Below are 14,539 nucleotides of genomic sequence, written 5' to 3' on the forward strand. Positions count from 1 at the left end.
GATCGTCCGCCTTCGCGGACGATGACAGCGCAGTGGGAGGCGGCAGATGGGCACACGCCACTACTACGTCTACTTCCTCGCCAGCGGGATTGGCGGTACGCTGTACATCGGCGTGACCAATGACCTCATCCGCCGCGTAGCGCAGCACAAGTCCAAACTCATTGAGAGCTTCACTGAAAAGTACGACGTCGCCCGGCTTGTCTACTTCGAGCAGTTCGACGATCCCGAAAACGCGATCAAGCGGGAGAAGCGGCTGAAGAAGTGGAACAGGGCCTGGAAGGTCCGATTATCGAGCAGCACAATCCGAATTGGGATGATCTCTATCACGAGATAGCCGGGCCGCCATGACGCTGTCATGCCCCGCGAAGGCGGGGCATCCAGTACGCCGCAGCGGGTGTGATTGAGCCGAAATGCTGGTGATTACTGGATCGTTCGCCTTCGCGGACGATGACAAGAGGGGAGTTAAGAGCTCCCGCCTCACTGACCGCCCCTCCAGAATCTGCTAACACCGCCCCATGACCGCACCCGAGGTGACCTCCCCCGCCGCTAGCCCCGCCCCCGCGACCTCATGGCGCGAGAGCCTGGGCGTGTACCTGCAATCGCGGGTACTGATCGTGCTGTTCCTCGGTTTTTCCTCGGGGCTGCCGCTGGCGCTGTCGGGCTCGACGCTGCTGGTGTGGATGCGCGAGGCCGGGGTCGATCTGGAGACGATCGGAAAACTTGCGCTGGTCGGCACGCCCTACACGCTGAAGTTTCTCTGGGCGCCGCTCGTCGATGCGCTCCATGTTCCGATCTTCACCCGCATCTTCGGGCGACGTCGCGGCTGGCTCCTGTTCTCGCAACTACTGCTGATCGTCTCGATCCTGCTGCTTGCAATGACCGATCCTGCGCGCTCGATCCTACTCGTCGCCCTTGCCGCGCTGCTGGTGGCCATGACGTCTGCAACGCAGGACATCGTCGTCGACGCCTTCCGCGTCGAAAGCCTGCCCGAAAGCGAGCAGGCCGCGGGCATGGCCTCCTATGTGGCGGCCTATCGCATCGGCATGCTGGTCTCGACCGCGGGCGCGCTGTTCATCGTATCCGGCTTCGAAGGCACGGGCATCGGGCGGCCCAGCGCCTGGATGTGGGGCTATATGACCATGGCCGCGCTCGTGCTGATTGGCACCATCACCGCGCTGGCCGCAACCGAGCCGGAACAATCGGTCCGGGCGGAAGCAGCATCGAAGTCGGAAGCCGCTTTCAACCGCGTCCTGCATGCAACGATCGGCGCCTTTTCAGAATTTCTGTCACGCAAGGATGCGCTGGCGGCGCTTGCCTTCGTCGTGCTGTTCAAATTCACCGACGCATTCTCCGGGACCATGACTGCGCCGTTCGTGATCGACCTCGGCTTCACCCGCAACGACTACGCGGCGATCGTAAAGGGCGTCGGGCTGGCCGCGACCCTGATCGGCGGCTTTGCCGGCGGCTTCGTTGCACGTCGCTATTCGCTCGCAACGAGCTTGTGGATCGGCGGGGTGGTGCAGGCGATCGCGAACCTCTCCTTCTCGTGGCTCGCACTTATCGGCACCAACCAATGGGCGCTGGCATTCGCCATTACCTGCGAGAACTTCACCAGCGCGATCGGCACCGTGATTTTCGTCGCGTACCTGTCCGCGCTCTGCCAGAACCCGCTGCACACCGCCACGCAATACGCGCTGCTGACGGCGCTTGCCGCGGTGGGGCGGACTTATCTTTCAGCAGGCGCGGGCTATGTGGCCCATGCGACCGGCTGGGCGCTGTTCTTCGTGATCTGCGTGCTGGTGGCGATCCCGAGCCTGGTGCTGCTGGCCTGGCTGCAGAAGCGCGGGCATTTCGAGGCGCTGGGACCGGTCAGGGTTTAGGCCCATCTCTCTCCTTCGTCATTGCGAGGAGCTCTTGCGACGAAGCAATCCAGACTGTTTCCGCGCAGAAAGTCTGGATTGCTTCGCTTCGCTCGCAATGACGACGGAGAGAGAGAGCAATCGCGCCTCCTACTGCTTCCTGATCAGGCTCCATTTCGTGATCACGGCCTCGCTCATCTGGCCGGGATCGCTGGCGCAAGCGACCTCGTCGACCTTGACCGAGATCTCCTTGCCGACGAACGATTTCAGCTGCGCGGCCTGCGCGTCGCTGGAGGTGACGAGCTGGAAGGTCTCGGGCCCGGTCTCGAGATTGCACAGCCCGCTCGGCGGCGGCAGGCGGCGCGGCTCGGAGGCGATCTGGTACATCGCAACCCGCTTGCCGGCGTTCTTGACGTCGCGCACCTTCAGCGCATTCAGCTCGCCCGAGAGCACGTCGCCATTGTTGATCGGCTTGCCGGGCTTGGTCGGCGGCGGCGCCCCGTCGTCCTGCTGAGCGGAGATAGCGGGGGTCACCACCGTCATCATCATCAGGGCCAAAGCCAGCCGTTTGGCGAATCGTTTCGTCATGTCGTCCGTTCCGTGAACTCTGGATTGTTAGAACAGGGTCCGCTGCCGCATGGCGGCCGATAGCGTACCTTCATCGAGATAATCAAGCTCACCGCCGACCGGCACACCGTGCGCGAGTCGGGTTACTTTGACGTTGGCGTCCTGAAGCAGGTCGGTGATGTAATGCGCCGTGGTCTGGCCGTCGACGGTGGCGTTCAGCGCCAGGATGATCTCGTGCACCTCGGCGGCATGCGCCCGCGCCACCAGCGCGTCGATGGTGAGGTCCTGCGGACCGACGCCGTCGAGCGGCGACAAGGTCGCGCCCAGCACGTGATAGCGGCCTTGGGTCGCATTGGCCCGCTCCAGCGCCCAGAGATCGGCGACATCGGCGACAACGACGATGATGGCAGGATCGCGCTTCGGATCGGTGCAGACGGTGCAGGGATTTTGCGTGTCGATGTTGCCGCAGGTCTTGCAGACCTGGACCTTGTCGAGCGCGACCTGCAAGGCCGAGGACAGCGGCATCATCAGCGCTTCGCGCTTCTTGATCAGATGCAGCGCCGCGCGCCGCGCCGAGCGCGGGCCAAGGCCCGGCAGCCGCGCGAGAAGCTGGACCAGCCGCTCGATCTCGGGACCTGCAACCGCGCCCATCTTACTGACCGAACAGCCCCGGCGGCAGGCCGAGCCCGCCGGTCAGCGCCTGCATCTTCTCCTGCATCGCCGTCTCCGCCTTGCGGCGGGCATCGCCAAAGGCGGTGACGAGCAGGTCTTCCAGCACTTCGCGCTCTTCCGCCTTCATCAGCGAGGGATCGATCTTGACGCCCTTGACGTCCATCTTGGCGGTCATGCGCACGGCGACGAGACCGCCCCCGGAGATGCCCTCCACCTCCACGTTGCCGAGCTGCTCCTGCATCTCCTGCATCTTGGATTGCAGCTGCGCTGCCTGCTTCATCATGCCGAGAAAGTCAGCCATGGGTGCTCGTCCTTGTTGGCGCCATCCATCGTCATCGCGCCCTAGCTTGTTGTTTGAGTATGATCTGGTCGGAAAACCGCTTCGCACTTTGCGTTACGCGGCCCTTCGGGTCCGGATCATGCTCAGAGATCGTCGTCGCCGTCGGAATCGTCGGGCGGATCGTCAGTGCCATAGTCGGCATTAATATTGGATTCCGGCGCCTCGGGGGCAAGCCTGCGGACCTCGACGACTTTCGCGCCGGGAAAACGCGACAGCACCTCCTGCACGCGCGGATCGGCCTCCGCGGTGCGGGCATGCTCCTGCTTAGCGGCCTGGTTTACCGAGCGCAGCGTCGGCTGGCCCTGCTCGTTGGAGACGATCACGGTCCAGCGGCGGCCGGTCCAGAGCTCGAATTTCTTCGCAAGCTCTGAGATCATGGTCTTGGAGGCGTTGGGCTCGAGCGCGACCTCGAGCCGGCCCTCCTCGAAACGAACGAGGCGCATGTCGCCCTCGAGCGCGCCCTTGGTCAGGAGGTCGCGCTTCTGCCCGGCAAGCGCGACGAGCTGGGTGAAGCTGGTGATACGAAGCTGAGGCGCCGCACCTTGCGGATTGGGCGCGGGCGCCGCCATCTGCGGCCGGGCAGCGCCGCCGAATGCGGTCGGCGGTGATGTCGGCATGCGCACCGGCGCCGCTGAGGTCACGGGCGCTGCGGAGGCCATTGGTGCAGCCGGCGCACTGCGCGCGCTACTGCCGCCGCTCGCGACTGGTGAGCCGCCGCCATTCTGCTCCAGCATCCTGATCGCCTCGTCCGGCGTCGGCAGGTCGGCGACATAGGCGATGCGCACCAGCACCATCTCGGCGGCCGCGGCGGGCCGCGTCGCAGCCTGCACCTCGGTGATGCCCTTGAGCAGCATCTGCCACGTCCGCGACAGCACCCGCATCGAGATCTTCGCGGCGAAATCCTTCGCGCGGACGCGCTCGGTCTCGCCATAGGCGACGTTGTCAGCAGTCGCCGGCACGATCTTCACCCGGGTGACGAAGTTCACGAACTCAGCGAGATCGGACAGCACGACGATCGGATCGGCCCCGACATCGTACTGGTCGCGGAACTCCTTGAAAGCCGCGGCGATGTCGCCGCGCACCAGCGAATCGAACAGGTCGATGACGCGGGTGCGGTCGGCAAGGCCCAGCATCTGCCTGACCGCATCGGCCTTCACCTGCCCCGCCGCATGCGCGATCGCCTGGTCGAGCAGCGACAGCGAATCGCGCACCGAGCCTTCCGCGGCGCGCGCGATGATGCCGAGCGCCTCCGGCTCGATCTCGACGCTTTCCTTCGCGGCGATGTTGGCGAGGTGCTTCATCAGCACGTCGGCCTCGACGCGGCGCAGGTCGAAGCGCTGGCAGCGCGACAGCACGGTGACCGGAACCTTGCGGATCTCGGTGGTCGCGAACACGAACTTAGCGTGCTCCGGTGGTTCCTCCAGCGTCTTCAGGAAGGCGTTGAACGCCGCCGTCGACAGCATGTGGACTTCGTCGATGATGTAGACCTTGTAGCGGGCGCTGGCCGGCGCATAGCGCACGCTGTCATTGATCTGGCGGACGTCGTCGACGCCGGTATGCGAGGCCGCGTCCATCTCCAGCACGTCCATGTGCCGGCTTTCCATGATCGCCTGGCAATGCACGCCCAAGATTGGCATGTGGATGGTCGGCCCCTTCACCGAGCCATCCGGCATCTCGTAGTTGAGTGCACGCGCGAGGATGCGCGCGGTGGTGGTCTTGCCGACGCCGCGGACGCCGGTGAGAATCCAAGCCTGCGGAATCCGCCCGGTCTCGAACGCGTTGGAGACGGTCCGGACCACGGCCTCCTGGCCGATCAGATCGTCGAACGAGGAGGGGCGGTATTTGCGCGCCAGCACCCGGTAAGGCGCGTTGCCGGCCGGGCCGGCGCTATCGGGATTGGAAGGGGCGCCAGCGTCGATCATCGGTCGATCCGCAATGAAATGTCTCTCGGCCGGCTTTTGCGGAAAGGAGCGCGCGCTGGCGGGAAGCCCGCCGGCGCAATTCGCTCGGAAAAACAGGTAGGAGACTGACGAGCGACCCGATCCGGACCTCGTTAGGGCTGCTTCCTTCCGGACCTGACCCGGTTGGCGAGTGGCTCGTCCACCGCCAATCTCCCGGTCCCTATTTGGGGCCAAAGGAAGCGGAAAGCAAGCGGGTATCGCCCTGAACCGTCTGGGTTTGCCCAGCATCCGGGCAAATCCGGATCTGCCCAGCCGATAGGCTGTGCTTTCACTGATGGGACCACCTTGCTAAGAACGCTGCCGGAACTCCACCCAACCAGAAAAGCGATTGATCCCAATGGTTACACGTCGTGATGTTGCATCGATTGTCGGACTTGGCGCGGTCACCGCAGCCGCGCTGGCCGCCCCAGCCGTGGCCCAGACCGCGGCCGACCCGAACGAATCGACCTTCGCCCGCATCCGTCGCACCAAGAAGATGCGGATCGGCGCGGTCGGCGGCGGCGCGCCCTATTACATGAAGGACCTCGCCACCGGCCAGTGGAAGGGTTTCTACATCGACATCGCCAAGGGGCTCGCCGACGACATGGAGGCCGAGCTCGAGATCACCGAAACCACCTGGGGCAATTCGGTGCTCGACCTGCAGTCCAACAAGATCGACATCTTCTTCGGCCTCAACCCGACGCCGAAGCGCGCGCTGGTGGTCGATTTCTCGGTGCCGGTCTTCAACAACGCGTTCGGCATCCTCTGCAAGAAGGACTTCAAGCCGAAGAGCTGGGCCGAGCTGAACTCGCCCGACGTCAAGATCGCCGTCGACCAGGGCTCCTCGCACGACCAGGTCGTCAGCCGCCTGACGCCGAAGGCGCAGATCTCGCGGCTGAAGACCGCCGACGATGCCACCGCTGCGCTGCAGACCGGCCGCGTCGACGCGCAGTGCCTGATCACCATGCTGTCGCTGACCGTCTTGAAGAAGAACCCGTCGCTCGGCCAGTTCGTGCTGCCGACGCCGATCTTCGCGACCACGTCCAACGCCGGCTTCCGCCGCGAGAACGACAAGACCTTCCGCGACTACGTCAACACCTGGATCGACTTCAACAAGGGCCTCGGCTTCATCCGCAACGCGATCATCACGAATATGGAGCTGGTGGGCGTGACCGAGGCGGACATCCCGCCGGGCGTGTCGCTGTAACATCAGCACCGTCATTCCGGGGCGATGCGCAGCATCGAACCCGGAATCTCGAGATTTCCGGGTTCGCCCTTCGGGCGCCCCGGAATGACAGTACGCACGACGAGCAAAAACACGCATGTATCAGTGGGACTTCGGCATCCTCTGGAGCTATCGCTGGCTCTTTCTCAACGGGCTTGGCGTCACTGTCGGCTTCACCGTGATCATCGTCGTGTGCGGGCTGCTGTTCGGCCTGCTCGGCGCGTTCGGCAGCCTGTCGCGCTTCAAGGCGGTACGGCTCGTCGCGCTCGCCTTTATCGAGGCGTTCCGCTGCACGCCGATCCTGGTGCAGCTGATCTGGTTCTACTACGCGCTGCCGATCCTCGCCGGGGTCGAGATGACGCCGATCACGGCATCCGCGCTGGCGCTCTCACTCTATGGCGGCTCGTTCTATTCGGAGATCATCCGCGGCGGCATCGTCTCGATCGACAGCGGCCAGTCGGAGGCCGGCGCCGCGCTCGGCATGACGTCGAGCCAGACGATGCGGCGCATCGTGCTGCCGCAGGCGATCAAGCGCATGATCCCGGCGCTGATGAACCAGTCGATCATCCAGTTCAAGAACACCTCGCTGGTCTCGGTGCTCGCGGTGCCTGACCTCGTCTATCAGAGCCAGGTCGCCGCCCACGACAGCTATCGGCCGCTCGAGACCTACACGGCGGTCGCGGTCGCCTATGCGGCGATCCTGATTCCGCTCACCATCATCGTCCGCCGCGGCGAGAAGCGACTGGCGGTGAGCGAATGACCGAGACGCCGAAAATCGAGATCCGGGCCTTACGCAAAAGCTTCGGCAGCAACGAGGTTTTGAAGAACATCAATCTCGACGTCGCCAAGGGCGGCGTCGTGGCGCTGATCGGCCCGTCCGGCTCCGGCAAGTCCACGCTGCTCCGCTGCATCAACCTCCTGGTCGTGCCCGACGGCGGCAGCGTCCGTGTCGGCGAGACGCGCTTTGCGTTCGGCGATGGTTCCAAGCTGCCAGACGTGAAGACGCTGGCAAAATTCCGCGCCACCACAGGCATGGTGTTCCAGCACTTCAACCTGTTCCCGCACATGACGACGCTCCAGAACGTGATGGAGGGGCCGGTCACGGTGCGGCGCATGGCCAAGGCGGATGCCGAGAAGCTCGCGCGTGCTCAGCTTGCAAAAGTTGGCCTTGCCGAGAAGGCCGACCAATATCCGGCGACGCTGTCCGGCGGACAGAAGCAGCGCGTCGCGATCGCGCGTGCGCTGGCGATGGAGCCTGACGTCATGCTGTTCGATGAAGCCACCTCGGCGCTCGATCCCGAGCTCGTCGGCGAGGTGCTCAACGTGATGCAGCGCCTCGCCTCCGAAGGCATGACCATGGTGATCGTGACCCACGAGATCGCCTTTGCCCGCGAGGTCGCCGACCGCCTGATCTTCATGCGCGACGGCATCGTCGTCGAAGAAGGTCCGGCGCGGCAGGTGATCGACAATCCGCAGCAGGCCGCGACGCGCGCCTTCCTCAGCCATTTCCACCGCACCGGCGCGTTGCCGCCGGCCACGCCGGCATCGTGATGCAAAATATCCATCGGGTCTATCTCGTCACCGGCGCCGCCAGCGGCATCGGCCGCGCCACCGCAAGACTGCTCGCTGATCCCGGCATCGCGCTCCTGCTGCACACCCGCTCCAACGCCGAAGGTCTCGACGCCACTGCGGCGGAGGCCGAAGCGAAAGGCGCCCTTGTCGCCAAATGCCTTGGCGATCTCGCCGACGAGACTGCTGCCGCCAACGCCGTCGCCGCTGCGCGCGCCGTTTTCGGCCGGCTCGACGGATTGATCCTGGTCGGCGGCCATGCCCGCCGCGGCAGCGCCATCGGCACGCCGGCGGAAGAGTTTCGTAAGGCGATGGACGAATCTGCGCTGGCGTTCACGCGCATGGTCGAGGCCGCGCTGCCACTGTTACGGGCCGGGCAGGACGCGCGGATCGTGGCGGTGTCGTCCTTTGTCGCACACGCGATCCGGCCCGAATTCGCGCCGTTCGCGGCCACCGCCGCAAGCCGTTCCGCGCTGGAAGCGCTGGTGCGGCTGACTGCGATCGAGCTTGCCAAGGACGGCGTCACCGTCAACGCGGTTTCGCCCGGCCTCATCATCAAGGACAAGCCGAGCGAGAGCCGGCTGTCGCCCGAGCAGATCGCGGCTACCGAAGCGCTGATCCCGATGCGCCGCCGTGGGCGGCCGGAGGAAGTCGCCGAGATCATCGCCTTCCTGGCATCCCCGAAAGCATCCTACGTCACCGGCCAGGTCTGGCACGTCAATGGAGGCCTGACATGACCGAAGCAACCATTGCACGTCTGCGCCTGTTCCTGATCGAGAGCCCGATCAAGATGGCGCGCCTGCAGGGCGTCGGCAACGTCAATGGCACCGTGAAGCGCGTGCTGATCGAACTGACCTCGAGTGACGGCATTGTCGGCTGGGGCGAGGCCGCGCCCTGGGAGGTATTCACGGGAACGCCGGAAGCGGCATTCTCCGCGCTCGACATCTATCTGCGACCGATCTTGCGCGGCAAACCCGTGCGCCGCATCCGCGCGCTGATGGCCGAGCTCGACCGCGCGCTGGTCGGGCACGCGGAAGCAAAAGTCGCGATCGAGATGGCGCTGCTCGACATCCTCGGCAAGGCGTCGGGCCTGTCGGTCGCCGACCTCCTCGGCGGCCGCGTGCGCGACACGATCCCCCTGTCGTTCTCCATTGCTGATCCGGATTTCGCTGCCGATCTCGAACGCATGCGAAAGATGGTTCCTGAAGGCAACGTCATCTACAAGGTCAAGACCGGCGTGAAGCCGCATCGCGAGGACCTCGAGCATCTCGAAGAGATCCGAAATGAGTTCGGTGACAAGGTCGATCTGCGCGTCGACTACAACCAGGCGCTGGCGCCATTCGGCGCGATCAAGATCCTGCGCGATGTCCAGGAATTCGCGCCGACCTTCATCGAGCAGCCGGTGCCGCGCAAATTTCTCGACGTGATGGCGCAGCTCGCCGCGGCGCTGGAAACGCCCGTGCTCGCGGATGAGAGCTGCTTCGACCGCCGCGACATGATGGAGGTGGTGCGCCGCGAGGCCGCCGATGCCGTCTCGATCAAGCTGATGAAGGCCGGCGGCCTGTTCGAGGCGCAGGCCATCATGGCAATCGCCGACATTGCCGGCCTGCCCGGCTATGGCGGCACGCTGTGGGAGGGCGGCATTGGCCTTGCCGCCGGCACGCAGCTGATCGCGGCGACGCCAGGCATCTCGCTCGGCTGCGAGTTCTACATGCCGCATCACGTGCTGACCGAGGATGTGCTGGAAGAGCGCGTCGCCAACCGCGGCGGCCACGTCGTGGTGCCCGAGGGCCCCGGCCTCGGCATCCGCGTCAGCGACGCCTCCATCCGCGCCAATGCGCGGGTGCTTGCGGAGGCGTAAGCCACCGGCGCGGCCACAAACTCGGTTGTCGTCCCCGGGCAAGCGTCAGCGCAGACCGGGGACGACGATCGCGTATGCGGCGGCCGCGTAGCGCAATCCTTCCCCTAACGGACCCCATATCGTATGGTCTGAACCAACCAGCCCGCCCGCGCGGGCCATCCGGAAACGCATATGTCTGATCCCGCCTGGTCGCTGCATTCCCGTCTGAAAGAGGACACCATCGACATCGGCGATCTGCCGCTGTCGAAGGTGCTGGTCATCAAGGACGCGCACTATCCCTGGCTGCTGCTGGTGCCGCGGCGGGTCGATGCGGTCGAGATCATCGATCTCGACGAGGTGCAGCAGGCGCAGCTGATGACCGAAATCTCCCGGGTCTCGCGCGCGCTCAAGGAGATCACCAAATGCGACAAGCTCAATGTCGCAGCGCTCGGCAACCTCGTGCCGCAGCTTCACGTCCACATCATCGCGCGCCGCACCAGTGACGCGGCCTGGCCGCGGCCGGTCTGGGGCGTGATGCCGCCGCTGGCACACGATGCTGCCGAGGTTCAGAATTTCATCAGCGCGCTTCGCCGAAAAATCTGGTTGGGTTGAAAGAATAACAATGTCAGCATTCGACGCATTTCCGCTGGGGCAGCCGGCCTTCGTCACCAATGTCCTTAATCGCGCCGCGCATCTGCGCCGCGACGATGAAAAGCTGTTCGCGCTGGAGCAGAAATCCTCATCGCGTGCCTATGTCGTTTACCGCGACTCGCTGCTGGTGAAGCGCGAGGGTGACAAGGTGCGCGCGCAGCTCGGAATCGACGAGGCGCTGAAATGCGACGCCAATCCCGGCACAATCTTCCTGGGGCTGCGCGATGGCGCCGCGATTTTCGGCATGGGTCTATCGCAGGCCGCCGCAGAGAAGCTGATCGGCCGCGAGGATTACACCGTCACCGAGCTGCGCGGCATGGCGATGCAGGGCGTCATCCCGCCCGACGAGCTCTCGGCGATCGCGATGGCGAAGTCGATGGTCGGCTGGCACCAGCGCCACGGCTATTGTGCCAATTGCGGCGCGCGCAGCGCGATGAAGGAAGGCGGCTGGAAGCGGGATTGCCCTGCTTGCAAGGCCGAGCATTTTCCGCGCACTGACCCGGTCGTGATCATGCTGGTGGCGTCCGGCGACAAATGCCTGCTCGGCCGCCAGAAGCAGTTTCCGCCGGGCATGTTCTCGTGCCTCGCCGGCTTCGTCGAGGCCGCCGAGACGATCGAGGATGCGGTGCGCCGTGAGATCCTCGAAGAATCCGGCATCCGCTGCACCGACGTGCAGTATTACATGACGCAGCCCTGGCCCTATCCGTCGTCGCTTATGATCGGCTGCAGCGCGCGGGCGCTGAACGAGGACATCGTCGTCGATCACTCCGAGCTGGAAGACGCGCGCTGGTTCACGCGCGAGGAAGCGGCCAAGATGCTGACGCGGACCCATCCGGACGGACTCGCCGGGCCACACCCCTTCGCCATCGCCCATCATTTGCTCGGCCGCTGGGTGCACGACAAGAGCTGACCGCCGATGGCGCTACCTGCGACCGCGCCGCGCATCCTCTGCATCGGCACCCGCGGCACGATCTGGCCGAACGAGGCGGGCGCGCTGGAGGAGACACCGGCATTCCCGGTGGAGGCGGTCGATACGCTGGGCGCCGGCGACATCTTCACGGCGCCTTGACGCTTCGCCTCGCCGAGCGGGCCGGCGTGCGGCAGGCGCTGCGATTCGCCGCGGCTGCCGCAGCGCTGAAATGCAGCCGCCATGGCGGTGGCCTGGCTGCCCCACAACGTATTGAAATTGAAGAGGTTTTGCGCCGCCTGCCCTAGAGCAATTCCACTGCTACGCCGAGAATATGGGCTTGCTGTGGAAAGATTTTCTCTATATCAGGGAAATCCGCCCCTGAAATGGAACAAAGTTCTTCAAATGACTGACCTCGCCGTCCACCTGCCCGAGACCAGCCGCCGCCTCGACGCCATCGACCGCAAGATCTTGATGGTACTCCAGGAGGATGCCTCCCTCTCGGTCGCCGAGATTGGCGACCGTGTCGGCCTGTCCTCGACCCCCTGCTGGAAACGCATTCAGCGGCTTGAAGCCGACGGCGTGATCCTGAAGCGGGTTGCCCTCGTCGACCAGAACAAGATCGGGCTCGGCATCTCCGTATTCGTCTCGGTCGAGAGCGCCGATCATTCCGACGCCTGGCTGAAGAAATTCGCCGAAGCCGTCAGCGCCATGCCCGAGGTGATGGAATTCTATCGCATGGCCGGCGACGTCGATTACATGCTGCGCGTCGTGGTCGCGGACATGCAGGCCTATGACGTGTTCTACAAGAAGCTGATCAGCGCCGTGCCGCTGAAGAACGTCACCTCGCGCTTCGCCATGGAGAAGATCAAGTCGGTGACCGCGCTGCCGATCCCGGCGGTCGTGGCGGCGTAGAAAGCTCGCGTATCGCCACAGAGTAAACTGTCATCGCCCGGCTTGACCGGGCGATCCAGTACTCCGTGACGCCAGCAATAATATCGAGAGGCCACGGCGTACTGGATCACCCGCCTTCGCGGGTGATGACAGCAGTGAGTGCGGCGAGCGCGAGCGCTCTCCGCTCCCACCTCAAATCTTCTGATTATACTCGCCAACCTCCGGATGGTTGCGCAGCACGCTGTTCACCATCTCGAACATGTCGTGCATACGCTGCTCGGAGACCGGGCTTTCGACCACGACGACGAGCTCGGGCTTGTTGGAGGAGGCGCGCACAAGGCCCCAGCTGCCGTCCTCGACGGTGACGCGTACGCCGTTGACGGTGACGAGATCGCGGATCGCCTGCCCGCCGATCTTCGCGCCCGTGGTCCGCAGATCCTCGAAGTGCTTCACCACCTTGTCGATGACGCCGTATTTGACCTCGTCGGCGCAATGCGGCGACATGGTCGGCGACGACCAGGTTTTTGGCAGCGCATCCTTCAGATCCGCCATCGACTTGCCGGGGGCGCGGTCGAGCATGTCGCAGATCGCGATCGCCGAGACCAGGCCGTCGTCATAGCCGCGGCCGTAGGGCTTGTTGAAGAAGAAGTGGCCCGACTTCTCGAAACCGGCGAGCGCGCCGGTCTCGTTGGTGCGGCGCTTCATGTAGGAATGGCCGGTCTTCCAATAGGCGGTCTTCGCGCCCTGCTTCTGCAGGATGGGATCGGTGACGAACAGGCCGGTCGACTTCACGTCGACGATGAACTGCGCGTCCTTGTGGATCGCCGACATGTCGCGGGCCAGCATCACGCCGACCTTGTCGGCGAAGATCTCCTCGCCGGTGTTGTCGACGACGCCGCAGCGGTCGCCGTCGCCGTCGAAGCCGAGGCCGACATCGGCCTTGTGATGCAGCACCGCGTCGCGGATCGCGTGCAGCATCTCCATGTCTTCGGGATTCGGATTGTATTTCGGGAAGGTGTGATCGAGCTCGGTGTCGAGCGGGATCACCTCGCAGCCGATCGCCTCCAGCACCTGCGGCGCGAACGCGCCGGCGGTGCCGTTGCCGCAGGCGGCGACGACCTTGAGCTTGCGCGTCAGCTTCGGTCGATTGGTGAGATCGGCGATGTACCGCGCCGGATAGTTTTCGTGGAACCGGTAGGAGCCGCCGTCCCTGTTCTTGAATTCGGCATTGAGCACGATTTCCTTCAGCCGCGTCATCTCGTCGGGACCGAAGGTCAGCGGACGGTTGGCGCCCATCTTCACGCCGGTCCAACCATTGTCGTTGTGCGAGGCCGTGACCATGGCAACGCAAGGCACGTCGAGATCGAACTGCGCGAAATAGGCCATCGGCGTCACCGCGAGGCCGATGTCGTGCACCTTGCAGCCCGCCGCCATCAGGCCGGAGATCAGCGCGTATTTGATCGAGGCCGAATAGCCACGGAAATCATGGCCGGTGACGATCTCCTGGCTGACGCCGAGCTCGGCGATCAGCGCGCCCAAGCCCATGCCCAGCGCCTGCACGCCCATCAGGTTGATTTCCTTCTGAAACAGCCAGCGCGCGTCGTATTCACGAAAGCCGGTCGGCTTCACCATCGGCTCGGATTCGAAGCCGTAGGTATTGGGCAAAAGTACGGATTTCGGCTTGGGAAACATTGAGACAATCTCGCGAAGGGCTAGGATTGCCGCAGCTTTAGCGAATGCCGGGCTGCAGCGGAAGGAGGGAATGGCAGCTTATGGCTGATAATTGCGGCAGTTTGGTCACGGGAAAACCTTACTGCTGCTTGGCGATGCGCACGTCGCACGCAAGAATGGCAGGATTCTGCCATGATCGATCACACCCTCAGATGCGCTGTCGCGCCTCACGGTCTCGGATCGAGGGATCGTATTGAAGCCGACCGGGCCGGCCGCGGATGTCCACTCAGGGTTACTCCACCTCGCCCTCTCATTTATCCGCAATCGCCATGGCGCAGCACGCGGCCTGACTGATCAATTGGATCATTAACGGAAGCCTCGTCTCGAGCTCTCTCCCCACGTTA

General features: G+C 64.6%; 14 protein-coding genes, 1 other RNA gene and 2 pseudogenes. 11 read left to right on the forward strand and 6 right to left on the reverse strand.

The annotated features are described in order from the left end of the window. The first annotated feature begins 46 nt into the window (after positions 1 to 46). Both AC5V87_RS37540 and AC5V87_RS37545 read left to right on the forward strand, forming a co-directional pair. A pseudogene (locus tag AC5V87_RS37540) lies at positions 47 to 348 on the forward strand (GIY-YIG nuclease family protein). Between the two features lie 167 nt (positions 349 to 515). Beyond that, positions 516 to 1,880 (forward strand): AmpG family muropeptide MFS transporter, encoded by a 1,365-nt coding sequence (locus AC5V87_RS37545; protein ID WP_495369469.1) that lies wholly within the window; start codon positions 516 to 518, stop codon positions 1,878 to 1,880. Positions 1,881 to 2,009: 129 nt separating this feature from the next. Here AC5V87_RS37545 and AC5V87_RS37550 read toward each other — a convergent pair whose 3' ends face one another. The 5 genes from AC5V87_RS37550 to ffs all read right to left on the reverse strand — a co-directional run bounded on the left by AC5V87_RS37550 (position 2,010) and on the right by ffs (position 5,553). Further along, positions 2,010 to 2,447 carry a hypothetical protein gene (locus AC5V87_RS37550; RefSeq protein WP_495369470.1) on the reverse strand — a complete coding sequence of 146 codons (438 nt, stop codon included), beginning with the start codon at positions 2,445 to 2,447 and terminating at the stop codon, positions 2,010 to 2,012. A gap of 27 nt (positions 2,448 to 2,474) precedes the next feature. Continuing rightward, positions 2,475 to 3,077, reverse strand: a complete 603-nt coding sequence (gene recR / locus AC5V87_RS37555; protein ID WP_027561562.1) for a recombination mediator RecR — start codon at positions 3,075 to 3,077, stop codon at positions 2,475 to 2,477. Between the two features lies 1 nt (position 3,078). After that, complete coding sequence (locus AC5V87_RS37560) at positions 3,079 to 3,399, reverse strand: YbaB/EbfC family nucleoid-associated protein (protein ID WP_027561563.1); 321 nt, start codon at positions 3,397 to 3,399, stop codon at positions 3,079 to 3,081. A 122-nt stretch (positions 3,400 to 3,521) separates the two neighbouring features. After that, positions 3,522 to 5,360: a DNA polymerase III subunit gamma/tau gene (locus AC5V87_RS37565; protein WP_495369471.1), complete on the reverse strand. Its 1,839-nt coding sequence runs from the start codon at positions 5,358 to 5,360 to the stop codon at positions 3,522 to 3,524. Between the two features lie 96 nt (positions 5,361 to 5,456). Next, positions 5,457 to 5,553: signal recognition particle sRNA small type (gene ffs / locus AC5V87_RS37570), an RNA gene on the reverse strand. A gap of 183 nt (positions 5,554 to 5,736) precedes the next feature. Here ffs and AC5V87_RS37575 point away from each other — a divergent pair. The 9 genes and pseudogenes from AC5V87_RS37575 (at position 5,737) to AC5V87_RS37615 (ending at position 12,485) form a co-directional block, all read left to right on the forward strand. Then, a complete protein-coding gene (locus tag AC5V87_RS37575) occupies positions 5,737 to 6,585 on the forward strand; it encodes a transporter substrate-binding domain-containing protein (RefSeq protein ID WP_495369472.1) in 849 nt (282 codons plus the stop codon). Positions 6,586 to 6,700: 115 nt separating this feature from the next. Beyond that, the gene (locus AC5V87_RS37580) at positions 6,701 to 7,363 is read left to right on the forward strand and encodes an amino acid ABC transporter permease (protein ID WP_495369473.1); all 663 of its coding nucleotides are present in this window, start codon (positions 6,701 to 6,703) and stop codon (positions 7,361 to 7,363) included. Continuing rightward, on the forward strand, positions 7,360 to 8,154 hold the full coding sequence (locus AC5V87_RS37585; RefSeq protein WP_495369474.1) for an amino acid ABC transporter ATP-binding protein: 795 nt from the start codon (positions 7,360 to 7,362) through the stop codon (positions 8,152 to 8,154). The genes AC5V87_RS37580 and AC5V87_RS37585 overlap by 4 nt, the downstream gene beginning before the upstream one ends. Further along, positions 8,154 to 8,909, forward strand: a complete 756-nt coding sequence (locus AC5V87_RS37590; RefSeq protein ID WP_495369475.1) for an SDR family NAD(P)-dependent oxidoreductase — start codon at positions 8,154 to 8,156, stop codon at positions 8,907 to 8,909. The genes AC5V87_RS37585 and AC5V87_RS37590 overlap by 1 nt, the downstream gene beginning before the upstream one ends. Continuing rightward, entirely contained in the window at positions 8,906 to 10,033 is a 1,128-nt protein-coding gene (locus AC5V87_RS37595; protein WP_495369476.1) for a muconate cycloisomerase family protein, read from the forward strand. The genes AC5V87_RS37590 and AC5V87_RS37595 overlap by 4 nt, the downstream gene beginning before the upstream one ends. 171 nt (positions 10,034 to 10,204) lie before the next feature. After that, on the forward strand, positions 10,205 to 10,624 hold the full coding sequence (locus AC5V87_RS37600; protein ID WP_027561570.1) for an HIT domain-containing protein: 420 nt from the start codon (positions 10,205 to 10,207) through the stop codon (positions 10,622 to 10,624). A gap of 10 nt (positions 10,625 to 10,634) precedes the next feature. After that, positions 10,635 to 11,573: an NAD(+) diphosphatase gene (gene nudC / locus AC5V87_RS37605; RefSeq protein ID WP_495369477.1), complete on the forward strand. Its 939-nt coding sequence runs from the start codon at positions 10,635 to 10,637 to the stop codon at positions 11,571 to 11,573. A 45-nt stretch (positions 11,574 to 11,618) separates the two neighbouring features. Continuing rightward, a pseudogene (locus AC5V87_RS37610) lies at positions 11,619 to 11,878 on the forward strand (PfkB family carbohydrate kinase); the annotation flags it as partial. 97 nt (positions 11,879 to 11,975) lie between these two features. Next, on the forward strand, positions 11,976 to 12,485 hold the full coding sequence (locus AC5V87_RS37615; protein ID WP_456842123.1) for an Lrp/AsnC family transcriptional regulator: 510 nt from the start codon (positions 11,976 to 11,978) through the stop codon (positions 12,483 to 12,485). A 171-nt stretch (positions 12,486 to 12,656) separates the two neighbouring features. On the opposite strand, the gene AC5V87_RS37620 is transcribed toward AC5V87_RS37615, so the two are convergent. Next, positions 12,657 to 14,156 carry a phosphomannomutase/phosphoglucomutase gene (locus AC5V87_RS37620; RefSeq protein WP_495369478.1) on the reverse strand — a complete coding sequence of 500 codons (1,500 nt, stop codon included), beginning with the start codon at positions 14,154 to 14,156 and terminating at the stop codon, positions 12,657 to 12,659. Positions 14,157 to 14,539 lie beyond the last annotated feature (383 nt).

The organism is Bradyrhizobium sp. SOJA106 (assembly GCF_059448745.1).

Excerpts from the sequence above, each read along its gene's own strand:
- AC5V87_RS37585 (WP_495369474.1), top strand. The coding sequence starts at position 7,360 with ATGACCGAGACGCCGAAAATCGAGATCCGGGCCTTACGCAAAAGCTTC.
- AC5V87_RS37550 (WP_495369470.1), bottom strand. The coding sequence starts at position 2,447 with ATGACGAAACGATTCGCCAAACGGCTGGCTTTGGCCCTGATGATGATG.
- AC5V87_RS37560 (WP_027561563.1), bottom strand. The coding sequence starts at position 3,399 with ATGGCTGACTTTCTCGGCATGATGAAGCAGGCAGCGCAGCTGCAATCC.
- AC5V87_RS37595 (WP_495369476.1), top strand. The coding sequence starts at position 8,906 with ATGACCGAAGCAACCATTGCACGTCTGCGCCTGTTCCTGATCGAGAGC.
- AC5V87_RS37575 (WP_495369472.1), top strand. The coding sequence starts at position 5,737 with ATGGTTACACGTCGTGATGTTGCATCGATTGTCGGACTTGGCGCGGTC.
- AC5V87_RS37580 (WP_495369473.1), top strand. The coding sequence starts at position 6,701 with ATGTATCAGTGGGACTTCGGCATCCTCTGGAGCTATCGCTGGCTCTTT.
- AC5V87_RS37590 (WP_495369475.1), top strand. The coding sequence starts at position 8,154 with ATGCAAAATATCCATCGGGTCTATCTCGTCACCGGCGCCGCCAGCGGC.
- recR (WP_027561562.1), bottom strand. The coding sequence starts at position 3,077 with ATGGGCGCGGTTGCAGGTCCCGAGATCGAGCGGCTGGTCCAGCTTCTC.
- nudC (WP_495369477.1), top strand. The coding sequence starts at position 10,635 with ATGTCAGCATTCGACGCATTTCCGCTGGGGCAGCCGGCCTTCGTCACC.
- AC5V87_RS37565 (WP_495369471.1), bottom strand. The coding sequence starts at position 5,360 with ATGATCGACGCTGGCGCCCCTTCCAATCCCGATAGCGCCGGCCCGGCC.
- AC5V87_RS37615 (WP_456842123.1), top strand. The coding sequence starts at position 11,976 with ATGACTGACCTCGCCGTCCACCTGCCCGAGACCAGCCGCCGCCTCGAC.
- AC5V87_RS37620 (WP_495369478.1), bottom strand. The coding sequence starts at position 14,156 with ATGTTTCCCAAGCCGAAATCCGTACTTTTGCCCAATACCTACGGCTTC.
- AC5V87_RS37600 (WP_027561570.1), top strand. The coding sequence starts at position 10,205 with ATGTCTGATCCCGCCTGGTCGCTGCATTCCCGTCTGAAAGAGGACACC.
- AC5V87_RS37545 (WP_495369469.1), top strand. The coding sequence starts at position 516 with ATGACCGCACCCGAGGTGACCTCCCCCGCCGCTAGCCCCGCCCCCGCG.